Below are 16,375 nucleotides of genomic sequence, written 5' to 3' on the forward strand. Positions count from 1 at the left end.
TGCATAGGAGATAGAAGAAAATGAACAGCCACACACATAATTATATTGAGCAATCACAACAAGCTATATTTCCTTTTAGTGCGGTGCAGGGGCAGCCCTTGTTTAAACTGGCGTTATTATTAGCCACGGTTAACCCATTGATTGGTGGTGTGTTAATTTCAGGCCCGCGTGGTTGTGCAAAATCAACGCTAGCTCGTGCCGTGTCAGACCTATTGCCGGTTAAAGATGGACAGACTCCAGAATTTGTCACCTTACCCTTAGGGGCGAGTGAAGAGATGTTGATAGGTACATTGGACTTGGACCATGTACTAAAAGACAAACAAGTTAAATTCTCACCTGGTTTATTAAAAAAAGCACATAACGGCATATTGTATGTGGATGAAGTTAATTTATTGCCGGATCATTTAGTAGATCAATTATTAGATGTTGCTAGTAGCGGCGTTAATGTTGTCGAGCGTGATGGTATTAGTCACCGCCATGATGCGCGTTTTACTTTAATTGGCACCATGAACCCAGATGAGGGGGAATTACGCCCACAATTAAAAGATCGTTTTGGTTTGATGGTTGAATTAGATAACGCCTATAGTATTAATGAGCGTGTTAATATCGTTAAAACACGACAACGCTTTGAGCTTGATAAAATTGCTTTCTGTGACGATTACCAAACTGAGCAGATTTTTTTACAACAACAAATAAGCGATGCGCAGAAATTACTATCCAGTGTGCAATGTAGCGATGATTGTTTAATCGAGATAGCTACGCGTTGCCAACAGGCTAATGTTGATGGTTTACGTGCGGATATCATGATGCATCATGCGAGCTTAACCCATGCTGCATGGTGTGGCCGAAAAGCGGTTAGTTTTGATGATATCGCACAGGTTGCGCCCCTTGTTTTATCACATCGTATGCAACATGGTGGCTCACCTCCGCCGTCATCTTCATCTTCAGGAATGCCAGAAAACCCACCAACATCGGATAATAAAAAAACATCTGCGAGCGATAATAGTGGTGGTTTTTCGCGCCCTCAAGCTCCACAGCAAAAAAATGAGCAAGATGCACTAAATTCTGATTCGAGCAATCATCCTGACCCTGCTAATGGTTCTAATAATGAGGGTGGCAGTCAAGGTAATTCTGGAGAATGGGGGGCAATGCCCGCTCAATCGGGAGAAGCTCAAAAAACGAATACTATAGCTCATATCGCATTACCAAAATTAGAAAAAAGTACCTTACAAGCACCGTTTAAACCCAGTTTGTTAACTGAGCAATATAGTAAAAACAAACAGGGAAATACTACAAAAGGTGAGAAAAAATCTCCCATAAATAGCCATAAACCCGATTGGTTTAAAACCTTAGCAAATAGTTTAGGGCAATGGCCACCAGCGCAATTTTCCTTTAAAAAAGTAGCCACTGGCGAACAAAACTTACATTTGATTCTATTGGATACTTCAGCATCAACGTTAAGTGAGAGCTTATCGTCGATCGCGAAATCGGTGGTGATGAATATTACTGATAATGCTTATCTACAGCGTGATAAAATTAGCTTGTTAGGATTTGGTAATAACCAAGTTGAAACGATCATTAAAGCAGGACGAGCACCTAAACAGGTCACTCGCTTATTAGACGATATCACTGCACTAGGTGGGACGCCTTTGCGACTAATTCTAGAAAAAGCATCACACAGCATTAAACAACTGACGCAACAATATCCAGGATTATCGCTTTTTTGTTACTTGATCACCGATGGTCGAAGTCGTGTGGATATCGATGATTTAAAACTAAATGTTCCCACTTTATTAATTGATATTGAAAAAGCGCAGATCAAGCGTGGCCGTGGCAAAATATTAGCACAGCAGCTTAATGCACAATATTTTGCAGTGACAGCCTAAAACAGGAAGAGACAAAGTTGATGATAAAAAAAGCAAGTTGTCCGGCGCTATTTTTAGCCGCACCAGCATCAGGCCAAGGCAAAACCACCATCACTTCAGCGATGGCACGTTATTTTACAGAGCAAGGCAAAAAGGTGCGGGTATTCAAAACTGGACCTGATTACCTGGACCCGCAAATTTTAGCGCAAGCTTCACATGCACATGTTGAACAGTTAGACATGTGGATGGCAGGTGAACACTATTGTCAGCAAAAACTCTTTGAAGCAGCCTCCGAAGCGGATCTTATTTTAGTTGAAGGTGCCATGGGCCTGTTTGACGGCGAACCATCAAGCGCAGATTTAGCGGCGCGTTTTAATATACCGGTCGCTATTGTGATGGATGTAAAAGGCATGGCACAAACGGCGGCAGCGGTAGCAATCGGCTTAGCCAACTTTCGCGATGATTATACTTGCCATGGTTTGATTGCAAACAACTGCAGCAGTGAGCGCCATGCGCAATTAATAAGGGACGCATTAGGAGAACAATTACCTCTGTTAGCTTGTCTTAAAAAAGATCCTGAAGTGGCATTACCTGAACGTCATTTAGGTCTAGTGCAAGCAAGCGAAGTATTTGATGAGTTAGAAACTAAGTTTACCTTAGGATGCGAATGGTTAGTGGACGGAGTAAAACGTGCAGATGCCAATAGCCCATTATTAGCATTGCCAAAAAGTGTCGATTTTTATTCAGCTGCACAACCAAAAGTTGAGCCATTATTAGCAGGTAAAAGGATTGCTATTGCACAGGATCTTGCATTCAGTTTTATCTATCAAGCTAATACGCGTTTGTTGCAAGAGATGGGCGCGACATTACATTACTTCTCTCCGTTAAAAGGGGATAATTTACCTGAGGCGGATGCGTTATGGTTGCCCGGTGGTTATCCTGAATTGTATGCTGCGCAGTTAGCTGAAAACACCGTATTACAGACTCAAATTGCTGAATTTAATCAAGTAGGGAAACCTATCTTAGCGGAATGTGGCGGTTTCTTATATTGCCTAAATGAGCTGGTGGATTTGGATCAAAAACATCATAAAATGCTAGGTTTATTAGATGGCTTCGGCAGTATGTCTGGAAAGCGAGGCTGTCAGGGAATGCAAAAAGCAATCTTACCTGAAGGTGAAATTCATGGGCATGCTCACCATAGATCGCGTGCGATTATGCAGATGCAACCTATCGGTTATGGGCAACGTCAACGTCATCCTGCACCCGGAGAAGCGATTTATCGTAGCGAGAATTTAACCGCAAGTTATCTGCATCTATTTTTCCCCTCTAATCCTGCGCTAGTTGCGGATCTTTTTATGGGTAAATTACAAGCGGTTGACCAACAAAAGTTAGTCGCGTGGGAAAACTACCATACCCAAGCTGTAACGAGTGCGGTTAGCAAAGAGACTCAACAGCAAGCTGCAATGCAAGCACAACAATAGAGTAACCTGAATTATGTGGCCGGAATCGAGTGAAACAGAGCAACCATTACGTAATGGTTTAACCACGGGAAGTTGTGCAACAGCTTGCTGTGTGGCTGCTGTGCGCGCGTTATTAGCCCATAAGCAACCAGCGAGCGTTGAGATAACGTTGCCGCGTGGTGAAGTGGTTAATCTGGATATCATTAATTATCAAGCTATTGAGCAAGGGATACGTACCAGTACTATTAAAGATGCTGGTGATGACCCTGATGCCACACACGGTGCGACTTTATTTGTTGAACTACGTTTAGTGCCTGAGCAAGGTATTAAGTTTAAAGCCGCTGAAGGGGTCGGTACGGTTACTCGTGACGGATTAGTGCTAGCAATTGGTGAACCTGCAATCAATCCTGTGCCGCGTAAAATGATGACAAGCCATCTTGAACATTACGCGCAAGCTTATCAATATACTGAAGGCTTTGAAGTTTCAGTGGGTGTTGAAAATGGAGAGCAGATCGCAACCAATACCATGAATAGTCGCTTAGGTATTATTGGTGGTTTATCCATTTTAGGTACAACGGGCATTGTGCGTCCCTATTCTTGCGCTGCTTACATTGCTTCTATTCATCAAGGCATTGATGTCGCTCGCGCTAATCACTTCAGGCACCTTGCCGCTTCAACAGGCATTGCCAGCGAACATGCCATTAAAGAATACTATCAAATGGACGAAGTGAGCTTGATTGAGATGGGCGATTTTGTGGGTGCTATGTTGAAATATTTACGTCGTGAAAAAATCGATCCTAAATCAGGAAATCGCATTCAAAAACTCAGTATTAGTGCGGGTTTTGGTAAGTTAACTAAGCTGGCGAATGGGCATTTAGATCTTAATAGCCGCCAATCGAGTATCGATTTTGAACAGTTAGCGAATATCGCAAAAAATCTAGGCGCTAGTACTGAATTACAACAACAAATATTAATGGCTAATACGACTATTCAAGTCCTTAATATGACTAAAGAAGCTGGAATAGATATTGCCACTGTAGTCTGTGTTGACGCTTTAAAGTTTGCTAAAAGTATTGTTCACACATCTATTGAGGTAGAAGTGTGGGCTGTTAATAGAAAAGGTTTGTTTGTTGCTAATAGCCATCAAGATAAATTTGATTCAAAAGGTCAAGTGATCGCTCAAAGTAAGGTTAATTTGTGAGAATATTAGTCGTTGGTGGTACTGCTGATGGGCGTAAGTTAGCCACTGAATTACATCGATTAGGGTTTGATGTTATTTATAGTATCGCAGGTATTGTGCGCAAGGCGACTGTGCCTTGTGAGTCTATTAGTGGTGGATTCTGTCAGTTTGGCGGCCTAGCAAAATATGTAACTGAGCATGTAATTACACATGTTATCGATGCGACTCACCCCTTTGCACAAACCATGAGTAATACGATTGCTCAAGTCAGCAATGAACTGTCTATTATCTCGTTTCGTTTCCATCGTCAGCAATGGCAGAAAACTGACCAAGACAATTGGATTGAAGTTTCTGATTGGCCAACATTGATTGAGAAAGTAGCGCAACATCGTTGTTTATTTGTTACCGCGGGTCAAGTTTCACAAGCCGTGATTGATGCTTTATCAGCTCAAGCTGAGCAAGTCTTATTACGTACTGCAATGCCCGCAAAAATTATATTGCCTGTTAATGTGACTTGGTTAAAAGCAATTGGCCCATTTCATCTTGAAGACGAAATGCAATTACTACAAACCTATAATATTGATGCCGTGATCAGTAAAAACAGTGGTGGAGATGCCACTTATGCGAAAATTATAGCTGCTAGAGCAGCAAGTATTCCGGTGTATCAATTTAAGCGTCCAGATCTTCAACCCTTACAATACCAATTTGATAATGCAGCTAATTGTATCGCGTTATTAAAAGAGTCATTGCTCTCAACTGGAGCTGACAATACACACCGCAACACATTAAATAAAAAATTAAATAAAACATTCAATAACATAGCAATTGAGCCTAAAGATGAAATTTGACTATATTCACGATCCAACATTAATTGAACAAGAGAGTTTTCGCCAAATAAGAGCGTTAACGGATCTGGAACACTTATCAATGCAGGCGCAACAAGTCGTGATGCGAGTGGTGCACAGTGTCGGGATCCCCGCCGTAGCTGCACAGGTTAGATTAAGTGAACATGCCTGTGAGTCAGGTATGAAGGCATTACAAAAAGGCGCTGCAATCCTATGTGATGTGGAGATGGTAAAGCAGGGCATTACAAAACGCATGATTAAAACCGACCCATTGTGCTTTTTAAACGCAGATGGCGTGCCACAGCGGGCAAAAGAAACTGGCGAAACCAGAACCATGGCAGCATTGACTGCATGGTTACCCTATTTAGAAGGCAGTGTTGTGGTGATTGGTAATGCACCGACAGCATTGTTTCGTTTATTAGAAATGATTGACCAAGGCGCACCAAAACCCGCCTTAATTATTGGCATGCCGGTTGGATTTGTTGGTGCCGCTGAGTCAAAACAAGCATTATGGGATGTTCACCAAGAGTTAGGCATAGAATGTATTACTTTATTAGGACGCGAAGGTGGTAGTGCGGTGTCCAGTGCAAGTTGCAATGCCTTATTACGTTGTATCAAAGGAGAGTTGTATTAATGAAGTTCTTTAAAAAATTAATGAATGTGTTTTCAGTTAAGCTTGCAGACAGTGCGAAAGCATCTAACAAGCCAACGCGCGAAATAGCTGTAATTGGACTCGGTGTCACTGAAAATGCAATGCTCAGTGAACAAGCTTTATTAGCGTTACAGTCAGCCGATTTGGTCATTGGATCTGAGCGTCAATTATTGACTTTAGAAAAACAATTAGCCTTTCAGCCTAAGGTCGAGGCTCTGACTGAAGGTGAGCAACAACAGGTTGAACCAAAAGCTGAGGTGTTACCGCCACGCACTGAAATTATTCCAAAATTAAAACAGCTAAAAGCATTAATAGAAACAGAACAAAAAGTCGTAGTGTTAGGCTCGGGCGATCCACTTTATTACGGTATTGGCACTTGGATCAGCAAGAACTTTCACGATGCCGCAGTGCGCTTTTTCCCTGCAGTTTCTAGTATTACCCAAGCTTGTCATAGCCTGTCGATAGCACAGCAAGATGTTAATGTAGTGAGTTTACATGGTCGTCCTTTAGCAAAACTGAAAGTAGAATTAAAGGCACAGCAAACATTATTACTATTGACTGATAAAGACAGTATGCCACAGCACATCGCAGCTATTTGTGAACAAACAGGATTTACGCAAGCAGAGATCATAGTGTGTGAACGTTTAGGATATAGCCAACAAAAAATATCACGTTTTAGCGTCTCTGAATTATTAACCGCTGAATCTGAGGGCAATCTACAAACCTTCGATGCTTTACATGTTTCCTTTGTTATTTGTGGTGCAAATAAAGGTTATTTACCGGAATTTCCAGGCATTAAAGATACTGATTTTGAAACCGGTGAATTAGGTAGTAAAGGCATGATCAGTAAGCGTGAAGTACGTTTAGCTATATTGTCATTATTACAACCAAGTAAAAATGACATCATTTGGGATATCGGTGCAGGATGTGGTGGCGTTGCCGTTGAATTAGCCTATTGGCAACCACAGGCAAAAATATATGCCATCGAACATAATCAAGCTCGCTTTGATTGTTTATTACAAAACCAACAAAAATTTGGGGTCGTTAATAACTTATCAACACAGTTCGGGCGTGCACCTGAAGTCCTTTCAAAGCCTCCTTTTTCTGAACAGCCTGCTGCAAAAAAAATATTTATCGGTGGCAGTGATGGTGCATTACCAATGCTACTTGAAACGCTTTGGGATAAATTACCAGAAGGTGGTCAAATAGTTGTCTCGGCAGTGATGGAAAGAACTAAATCGCAGTTATTCGATTTTTATAGCATTCGCGACAAAGTTGCCGATAGTGAACTTGAGACACTACAAGTGGCCGTAAATAAAAGTAGAACCTTAGGCGGTCAACTCGCTTATAAACCTGCTTTAAGTGTTAGTTTATTTAGTTTCACTAAAAATACTCAGCAAAACCAAGAAAAGGAACAATAAAGTGGTATTAGCGTTACAAAGTGGCACTTTTATTGGCGTTGGTGTAGGCCCTGGGGACCCTGAGTTATTAACATTAAAAGCGTATCGAGCCATTCAAGCTGCCGATGTTGTGTGTTATTTAGAAAATGAGGCTGGGCAGTCGCAATCACTTGATATCGCAGTTGAAGCTCTCAAAAAACCAATTAAACAACAGCTACATTTAGGTATTCGTTTTGCAATGTCTCGTCAGCGAGTGGCGGCAAATTTAGCCTATGATAAAGCCATCACACAGATACAAGTACATCTGAAACAAGGTAAAACCGTGGTGTTTTTATGTGAAGGTGATCCTTTGTTCTTTGGATCTTTCACTTATCTATTAGAACGCTTGGAAAGTCAGTACCCGTCACAAGTCATTCCTGGGGTACCTGCCTTTGTTGCTGCGACGGCTGAATTACAAATTCCGTTAACTGTATTAAAACAATCTTTTGCGGTGATCACTGGGCGCCATAGTGATGCAAAAATTAAAGCTGCATTATTAGATCATGATGCCGTCGTTATCATGAAAGCGGGGATTGAGCGTCCACGTTTAATTGCTTTGTTGAAAGAGACTCAGCGATTTGATGATGCTAACTATTTGGAATATATCAGTCGTGACCAACAGAGAATAATTCGAGATTTAAATCAGCTAGACAATGTCGCAGGGCCTTACTTCTCTTTATTTGTGATCACCAGAGAGGAACTCACCGCGTGATTCGAATTATCTGTTTAACAGAAGTCGGGCAGCAGTTAGCAAGGCGTTTACAGTATCTTTTAAATAGCGTTTCGACACCAATAAACTGTGAAGTTAGCTTTAAACCCATGCCTTTTAAGGATGTTGTACAAGGCTACTTTACACAGGGTGAAACACTTATCTTTATTTGTGCCACTGGCATTGTGATGCGAACCCTAGCACCGGTAATAAATGATAAATATAGCGATCCAGCGGTGTTGGTCTTGGATGAACAAGGGCAGTTTGTGATCCCGTTTTTATCAGGACACGAAGGTGGTGCTAATGAGTTAGCAAGACAAGTCACTGAGTTGCTGCAAAACCAATTAGTATTAACCACCGCTAATAGCTACTTAAAACCTAAATATGTCGTTGGTATGGGGTGTGAACGCCATTGTACAGAGCAGGTTTTACTGGGTTTATTAGAGGAATGTCTAGGTAAAGCTGGGCTGACCATTGATGATATTAGTGCTATTACAAGCATTGATATTAAAAGTGATGAAGTTGGTTTAATTGCGTTAGCGAAGACCTTACAAAAACCATATTTAACCTTTGATGCTAAGACCTTAAGTTTGATGGAAGATCGTCTTTCCACTAAGTCTGATTATATTTTAAAAACCGTTGGCGTATATGGCGTGGCAGAGTCTGCTGCCTTATATCAGGCCCAACAGTTAACCAATAATGGTAGTGAATTACTACTTAACAAACATAAAAACAAACAAGCTACCTGCGCCATTGCCAGAAGTTATAGCCTGTAGATAATTAAAAACTAGGAAATAAAATGAGTTTAAAAAAACAACTTTTTGTTGTAGGTATGGGACCGGGAAATGCAGATTTAGTGGCACCAAAAGCATTAAAAGCGGTTCAGCAAAGTACTGATTTAGTCGCTTACGGACTGTATTTAGACTTGTTAGGGGCACCTTGTAATAACAAAGTACACCATGATTTACCTTTAGGGGAAGAGATTGGTCGTGCGCGCCTTGCATTAGATCTAGCGGCAAGTGGTAAAACCACCTCACTTATTTCAAGTGGTGATATCGGCATTTACGCGATGGCAACATTAGTGTTTGAATTGTTGGATAGACAACTTCAAGGCCTTGAAGATCATCCTGAATGGTTAGAGGTTGAAATTGATGTTGTACCAGGCATTTCAGCAATGCAAGCTGGCGCAAGCCGTATAGGTGCGATGTTAGGGCATGACTTTTGTACTGTCAGCTTATCGGACTTATTGACTCCGTGGGAAACCATTAATAAACGAATTCATAGCGCAGGTGAAGGGGATTTTGTTATTTCATTCTATAACCCTGTGTCGAAAAAGCGTGATTGGCAGCTTAACCATGCCCGCGACGTATTATTGAAATACCGTCCCGCATCAACACCCGTTTTACTAGGTCGTCAGTTGACTCGTGAAGATGAAACTATCCGTATTATTCGTTTAGATGAACTCGATGCTAAAGACGTTGATATGTTCACTTTGGTAAGTGTGGGTAATAGTGAGTCACGCCATATCATTAACGGCGATAAACATTGGGTATATACACCTCGCGGCTACAAGAAAAAATTATAACCATAGCGTTGAAATTCAAACAATTTCTGCGTTGGTAGTGCTCACTTGGCAAGCCAAGCTCCGCGCTTCCGCCTTGAACTAGCATGAATTACTTAGCTATGAATAATTTTAGTTATTGTGGAAAAGGAAAGTACTCACTTGGTAAACCAAGCTCCGTGCTTTCGCCTTTAACTAGCGTGAATTGCTTAGCCATAATTTATTTTGTGATAGTGAGTTAAAAAGCTAAAAGTATTAATTAAGAAGGATTCTACATGAAAGTTTATTTTATTGGCGCAGGGCCCGGTGATCCTGAATTAATGACGATTAAAGGGGCACGCTTGTTAAAACAGTGTCCAGTCGTTTTGTATGCAGGATCGTTAATTCCCCGTCAAACATTACAAGATGTTGAAGACTCAGCTGAGCTGATTGTTGATACTGCGAAGATCAACCTTGATGAGATGGAAGCGTATTTTGTTGAAGCTTCAAAAGCAGGTAAAGATGTAGCACGTTTACAATGTGGTGATCCTGCTTTATATGGCGCGATAGCTGAACAGATCCGTCGTTTAGAAAAATATGGTATTGACTATGAAGTGATTCCGGGAGTGAGTGCGACGGCTGCATCTGCTGCTTATTTAGGTAAAGAGTTAACCCTTTCTGGTGTATCACAAACCGTGATCATGACTCGTTACGAAGGTAAAACACCTTTTCCTGAGCGTGAACGTTTACCGCAGCTTGCACAAAGTGGTGCAACTTTAGCGATTCATTTAGGTATTACTAAGATCCGTAAAATCGTGGCCGAGTTAATTCCACATTATGGTGAAGATTGTCCTGTGGCTGTTTGTTATCGTAGTTCTTGGCCGGACCAAGATAAAGTCACGGGCACATTGGCGGATATTGCGGAAAAAGTAGAAGCGAAAGGCTTCAAATTAACGGCATTGATTCTGGTTGGCCATGTATTAGATACCACCAATTTTGAAGATTCATACCTGTATAAAAAAGATAAACCGAATATTTTCCGTCGTCGTAAAAATACACTTTCTATTGAAGAATTAGAGGCTAAAGATGTCAACAATAAATAACATGTCGTTAAACAAAATTCCAACTACCGTTGTAACGGGGTTTCTTGGAAGCGGTAAAACTACTTTATTAGCTAACTTGCTTAAAAAAGCCAAAGGCAAACGTATTGCCGTGATCATGAATGAGTTTGGTGAGTTAGATATCGATTCAGAACTGTTACGTACCTGTCCGCTAGAGTGTGACGATGAAGATGAAGCTGCGGTATTAGTCGGTGGAGATGACGGTATTTACGAACTCGCTAATGGTTGTATCTGTTGTACGGTAGAAGAAGAGTTCTTACCTGTGATGGAAAAACTAGTGGCTCGTCGTGATCAAATTGACCATATTCTAATTGAAACATCAGGTCTTGCATTACCAAAGCCGTTAGTGCAAGCATTCAACTGGCCGGGTATCAAAGAATATTGCACCGTAGATGCAGTTATTACATTAGTTGATGGCCCTGCGATTGCCGCTGGCCGTTTTGCCGATGATGAAGATAAAGTAAAAGAGCAACGTGCACTAGATGAAAGTTTAGATCATGACCCAAGCTTACAAGAGTTATTAGATGATCAACTTAACTCTGCTGATTTAGTGGTAGTGAGTAAAAGTGATTTATTAAACGAAGAAGAGCAAGCGCGCGTTAAGGCAGTAATAGAAAAACGCGTACCAAGTTCAGTTAAAACAGCTTATATCAACAATGGTGATGTACCACTTGAAGTATTAATTGGTATTAATGCTGGCACTGAAAAAACCATTGATAAAGTACATAACCATCACGACCATCATCATGCTCATGGTGCCCATCATGATCACGCACATGACCATTTTGATTCAATGGTGATCAGCTTGGGAACGGTTGATGCCGATAAACTGAAACTAAGTGTTGAAAAGCTATTAAACGAATTTAACTTATTCCGTATTAAAGGGTTTGCGGCAGTTGAAAACAAACCAATGCGTCAAGTATTACAGGCTGTTGGTAAACGTTTAGAAGTTCATTTTGATCGTTTGTGGGAAGCCGGTGAAAGCCAAAAAACCGAATTAGTATTAATCGGTAAAGGCTTAGATGAAGCTGCGGTTATCGCTATTTTAAAAAGCGCTGAGGTTTAATACGCAATGCATCTATTAGCGGCACAACCGGGTGGGTTTGTTGAACAAGAAGGCATTGTTGATTTAGCGCAATCGCCTGCGCCTTTGGTTGTATTTAGTGCCGCCGATAGCCAATTAACTGCGCTATCAGCGGGTTTTAAACAAGCCAATGATATGTATAGGCTTGTTGAAACTCGCTTGGTTAATTGGACTAACTTATTAAAACCTGCTGCTTTTGACCTTTATGAAGATAAAGTGCTAGAGCAAGCAGAGGTCGTGGTGGTGTCGCTATTAGGTGGCAAAGCTTATTGGCAGTATGGCGTGGAAGGATTAATTCGTTGGTCGAAAGCAAAACCCAATCGCACCCTTATTTTGGTACCCGGCGATGATAATGTTGACCCTGAGTTAATTGAGTTATCAACCGTGCCTGAGAAAACGCAATATCAAGTGTGGCGTTATTTACGCAGTGGTGGGCTTGATAATAGCGCACAACTTTTTGCTTATTTAAATCAGTTATATTTTGAGTTAAATGTTGAATGCAATGAGGCGGTATTTTTACCCGTGGCGCAGTTCTATAATCAACAACAAATTCAAGCTAACTGGCAAGCTGAACAAAAAACGGTGGCGTTAATTTTTTATCGTAGCCACTTACAATCTGCTAACTGTGAGATGTTTGACCAATTTATTGATCTGATGGTGTTAAGTGGTTTAAACCCGTTACCAATAGTGATTAGTTCGTTAAAAGATGAACAAGCCATGCGTGTCGTTAATGAATTATTAGTGGAGCACGATTGTCGTTTAATACTCAATAGTACTGGTTTTGCCGCAAATACGGTTAGTAGCCCGGGTTTAAGCTCACAGCCGAATAGCTTTAAGCGTTTATTTGCTGTTGATATCCCCATCCTACAACTAGTGCTTTCAAGCAGTACTCTACAAGATTGGACTGATTACAAACAAGGTTTACGTAGCCGTGATATTGCTATGCAGGTGGTATTACCTGAAATGGATGGCAAAGTATTAACCCGTGCTATTAGCTTTAAAACCGAAGTCTTTTTTGATCAGGCAACTCAAATTTCCTTAGTCCAATATCAATTGCATTCTGAACGTGCTCAGTTTGTCATTGAGTTAGCTAAAAAATATATTCAGCTCTCTCAAACCGATAATAAAGATAAACGCATTGCGCTGATTTTAGCTAACTATCCGACCAAAGATGGCCGTATTGGTAATGGTGTAGGATTGGACACGCCAAATTCAACAGTGAATATATTAACTACCTTAAAAGACGCGGGTTATCCCATTGAGTCAATACCTGAAAACGGCAATCAGTTAATTGAAACACTATTAGAGTCGGTTACCAACAATCCAAATACCTTACATCATTTAGCCTGTTGGCAAAGCTTGTCATTAGTTGATTATAAAAAAGCCTTTGCTTCGTTACCGCTAGTTAGCCAACAAGCGATCACAGAACGTTGGGGTAAACCTGAAGATGATATTAAATGTCGTGAAGGGCGGTTGATGATATCCGGTATCCGTTTAGGTGAAACCTTCGTCGGCATTCAGCCTGCACGTGGTTTTAATATCGATTTATTAGCAAATTATCATGATCCTGATTTAGTGCCGCCGCACAATTATTTAGCGTTCTATTTTTGGCTACGTTTAACTTACCAAGTCAATGCGATTATTCACGTCGGTAAGCACGGTAATTTAGAATGGCTACCGGGCAAAGGGCTCGCGCTGTCTAATGAATGTTGGCCAGATGCCGTATTAGGTCCTATGCCGCACTTTTATCCTTTTATTGTTAACGACCCCGGTGAAGGAGCACAGGCGAAACGACGTACCCAAGCGGTTATTATTGACCACTTAATGCCACCGATGACACGTGCAGAAACCTATGGTGAACTGGCTGAATTAGAAGGGCTGGTGGATGAGTATTATCAAGCTCAAGGTTTAGATCTGCGCCGCGAAGTCTGGTTACGCGAGCAAATTTTAGCAAAAGTACAAGAAACCAATATTTTAGATGAATTAAATGCTGCTTCTCGAGAAGATGATAACCAAGTATTAGAAGAGTTAGATACTTACCTTTGTGACATCAAAGAAGCGCAGATCCGCCATGGTTTGCATATTCTCGGGCAACTGCCTGAGCCGCATAAAGTCGCTAATACCTTAATCGCTTTATTACGTTTACCGCGTGGTGAAGGTGCGATTAATCAAGGTATTTTACATTGCTTGGTGAGCGATTTTTCATTAACGGTGAACGATCAACCTTTTGATCCTTTAGCCGCTGGGCGCGATGTCTGGTTAGGTGATAAACCCACATTATTAGAAAAAATCACTGATGCTACATGGCGAACGCATGCAGATACACGTGAACGTTTAGAGTTGTTGGCTTTGCAATGGGTTGAGCACTTTTTACTTAACGATAACGATCTTATTGAGCTTAATCATTACCCCGCAACACAAGCATTATTGGTATATGCACAATCAACAATTCAAACGGCACTAAATCAAAGTGTTGAAAATGAATTAAGTGCAATTATTGATGGTTTGAATGGGAAATTTATTGAAGCAGGGCCAAGTGGCGCACCAACCCGTGGCCGATTAGATACCTTACCAACAGGGCGTAACTTTTACTCCGTAGATAACCGTGCAATCCCTTCTAAGGCGGCTTGGGTATTGGGGCAAGAGTCGGCGCAAGCGTTAATTCATCGACATTTACAAGAACAGGGTGATTACCCTAAACAACTTGGTTTATCGGTGTGGGGAACGGCAACCATGCGTACTGGCGGTGATGATATTGCTCAAGCCTTTGCGCTGATGGGGGTAAAACCTATCTGGGCTCAAGCTAGTAACCGAGTGGTTGATTTTGAAATTATTCCATTCCAATTATTGAATCGTCCAAGAGTCGATGTGACGCTGCGTGTATCTGGCTTTTTCCGAGATGCTTTTGCTAATGTTATGGCGTTATTTGATGCCGCGGTGGTGGCAATAAGCGAACTTGAAGAGCCGGGCAATAGTAATCTCATTAAACAAAATATTAAACAGCGTGAAGCGCAGCTGATCGCTGATGGTATGACAATTAGCGAAGCTAAACGTGAAGCCAGTTATCGCGTGTTTGGATCTAAACCCGGTGCCTATGGCGCAGGGCTACAAGGGTTAATTGATGAGCGTTGCTGGGAACAAAAAAGCGACTTAGCAGAAGCCTATTTAAATTGGGGGGGGTACGCCTACGGCAATAGTGAAAAAGATGGCGTACAAGCTAAAGACGCTTTTTTACATCAACTCAGCAATATTGAAGTTGTGGTGCAAAATCAAGATAACCGAGAGCATGATTTATTAGATTCCGATGATTATTATCAGTTCCAAGGAGGCATGAGTAACGCCGCGCAGGTTTACTCTGGTAAAGCGCCGACTATTTATCACAGTGACCATAGTAATCCAAGTAAGCCGGTTATTCGTACTTTGAAGGAAGAATTAAACCGAGTTATACGTTCACGTGTTTTAAATCCTAAATGGATTGAAGGTATGCGTGAACATGGTTATAAAGGTGCCTTTGAAATGGGAGCAACTGTGGATTATCTTTTTGCATATGATGCAACGACTGACTTGATAGCGGATTATCAATATCAGCAAGTCACTGATACCTTGCTCTTTGATGACGTTAATCAGCAGTTTTTGAAAGATAATAATCCGCAAATTTTGGAAGAAATGGCTGAACGTTTAATGGAAGCGACGCAACGTGGTTTGTGGCAAGCACCCGATGCCTACCGAGAAAAACTACAAGATCTGTTATTACAGTGTGATGAAATGCAAGAGAGTAAATCATGAAGAGTCTGCATAGTTATAAAGACAGTGAAAAGCAGGCTATTTATAAAGTAATTAAAGAGCGTCGCGATATGCGTCACTTTAATAATCAACCACTTGAACAAGGTTTATTAACACGCTTGTTAACCGTCGCAAACCAAGCACCGAGCGTTGGTTTAATGCAACCTTGGCGGTTTATTCGTATTACGGATAATAAACTAAAAACATCGATAAAAACGCTAGTAGAAACAGAGCGTAATATAACCGCTGACCTATTAAATCAACGTAAAAGTGATTTTTTAAAGCTCAAAGTGGAAGGCATTTCAGAATGTGCCGAATTGATCATTGTGGCCCTGCCCGAAGGTCGAGAAAAGCATGTATTTGGTCGTCGTACCATGCCAGATATGGACTTAGCTTCTGTCTCTTGTGCTATTCAAAATATGTGGTTAGCGGCTCGTGCTGAAGGCATTGGCCTTGGTTGGGTCTCATTATTTGACCCAATTAAATTAGCTGCTTTGCTTAATATGCCGACAGATAGCCGACCGATCGCAATATTGTGTATCGGTCATGTTGAAAAATTTTATGAAAAACCTATGTTGATTGAACAAAATTGGGCTCAGGCCGCTGAAATTGAGACTTTTTTGTTTGAGAATACATGGCCTGAAAAACCTTAAATATTTTCAAAATTTAAAAGATAAACGCTTAAATGGAGTGTTTA

The 16,375-nt window shown here is 41.1% G+C and carries 13 protein-coding genes; all 13 read left to right on the forward strand.

All coding sequences use genetic code 11. From position 1 onward, the window contains the following. Positions 1-20: 20 nt before the first annotated feature. The 13 genes from GQR44_RS16175 (at position 21) to bluB (ending at position 16,331) form a co-directional block, all read left to right on the forward strand. Entirely contained in the window at positions 21-1,886 is a 1,866-nt protein-coding gene (locus GQR44_RS16175; RefSeq protein WP_166372733.1) for an AAA family ATPase, read from the forward strand. A gap of 20 nt (positions 1,887-1,906) precedes the next feature. Next, positions 1,907-3,346 carry a cobyrinate a,c-diamide synthase gene (locus GQR44_RS16180; protein ID WP_166372758.1) on the forward strand — a complete coding sequence of 480 codons (1,440 nt, stop codon included), beginning with the start codon at positions 1,907-1,909 and terminating at the stop codon, positions 3,344-3,346. 13 nt (positions 3,347-3,359) lie between these two features. Further along, a complete protein-coding gene (locus tag GQR44_RS16185) occupies positions 3,360-4,526 on the forward strand; it encodes a cobalt-precorrin-5B (C(1))-methyltransferase (protein WP_166372734.1) in 1,167 nt (388 codons plus the stop codon). Then, positions 4,523-5,353, forward strand: a complete 831-nt coding sequence (locus tag GQR44_RS16190) for a precorrin-6A/cobalt-precorrin-6A reductase (RefSeq protein ID WP_166372735.1) — start codon at positions 4,523-4,525, stop codon at positions 5,351-5,353. The genes GQR44_RS16185 and GQR44_RS16190 overlap by 4 nt, the downstream gene beginning before the upstream one ends. Then, complete coding sequence (locus GQR44_RS16195; protein WP_166372736.1) at positions 5,343-5,984, forward strand: precorrin-8X methylmutase; 642 nt, start codon at positions 5,343-5,345, stop codon at positions 5,982-5,984. The genes GQR44_RS16190 and GQR44_RS16195 overlap by 11 nt, the downstream gene beginning before the upstream one ends. Continuing rightward, on the forward strand, positions 5,984-7,423 hold the full coding sequence (gene cbiE / locus GQR44_RS16200; protein ID WP_240923690.1) for a precorrin-6y C5,15-methyltransferase (decarboxylating) subunit CbiE: 1,440 nt from the start codon (positions 5,984-5,986) through the stop codon (positions 7,421-7,423). The genes GQR44_RS16195 and cbiE overlap by 1 nt, the downstream gene beginning before the upstream one ends. Before the next feature lies 1 nt (position 7,424). Then, a complete protein-coding gene (gene cobI, locus GQR44_RS16205) occupies positions 7,425-8,153 on the forward strand; it encodes a precorrin-2 C(20)-methyltransferase (protein ID WP_166372737.1) in 729 nt (242 codons plus the stop codon). Further along, entirely contained in the window at positions 8,150-8,926 is a 777-nt protein-coding gene (locus tag GQR44_RS16210; RefSeq protein ID WP_166372738.1) for a cobalamin biosynthesis protein, read from the forward strand. Before cobI ends, GQR44_RS16210 begins: the two co-directional genes overlap by 4 nt. A gap of 23 nt (positions 8,927-8,949) precedes the next feature. Beyond that, entirely contained in the window at positions 8,950-9,735 is a 786-nt protein-coding gene (gene cobJ / locus GQR44_RS16215) for a precorrin-3B C(17)-methyltransferase (RefSeq protein ID WP_166372739.1), read from the forward strand. Between the two features lie 251 nt (positions 9,736-9,986). Then, complete coding sequence (cobM, locus tag GQR44_RS16220; protein WP_166372740.1) at positions 9,987-10,793, forward strand: precorrin-4 C(11)-methyltransferase; 807 nt, start codon at positions 9,987-9,989, stop codon at positions 10,791-10,793. Continuing rightward, positions 10,777-11,877, forward strand: coding sequence for a cobalamin biosynthesis protein CobW (cobW, locus tag GQR44_RS16225; RefSeq protein WP_240923691.1), 1,101 nt, complete (start codon positions 10,777-10,779; stop codon positions 11,875-11,877). Before cobM ends, cobW begins: the two co-directional genes overlap by 17 nt. A 6-nt stretch (positions 11,878-11,883) precedes the next feature. Continuing rightward, positions 11,884-15,681, forward strand: coding sequence for a cobaltochelatase subunit CobN (gene cobN, locus GQR44_RS16230; RefSeq protein ID WP_166372741.1), 3,798 nt, complete (start codon positions 11,884-11,886; stop codon positions 15,679-15,681). Further along, positions 15,678-16,331: a 5,6-dimethylbenzimidazole synthase gene (gene bluB / locus GQR44_RS16235; RefSeq protein WP_166372742.1), complete on the forward strand. Its 654-nt coding sequence runs from the start codon at positions 15,678-15,680 to the stop codon at positions 16,329-16,331. Before cobN ends, bluB begins: the two co-directional genes overlap by 4 nt. Positions 16,332-16,375: the final 44 nt, after the last annotated feature.

It is taken from the genome of Psychromonas sp. SA13A (genome assembly GCF_011378715.1).
Taxonomy (GTDB): domain Bacteria; phylum Pseudomonadota; class Gammaproteobacteria; order Enterobacterales; family Psychromonadaceae; genus Psychromonas.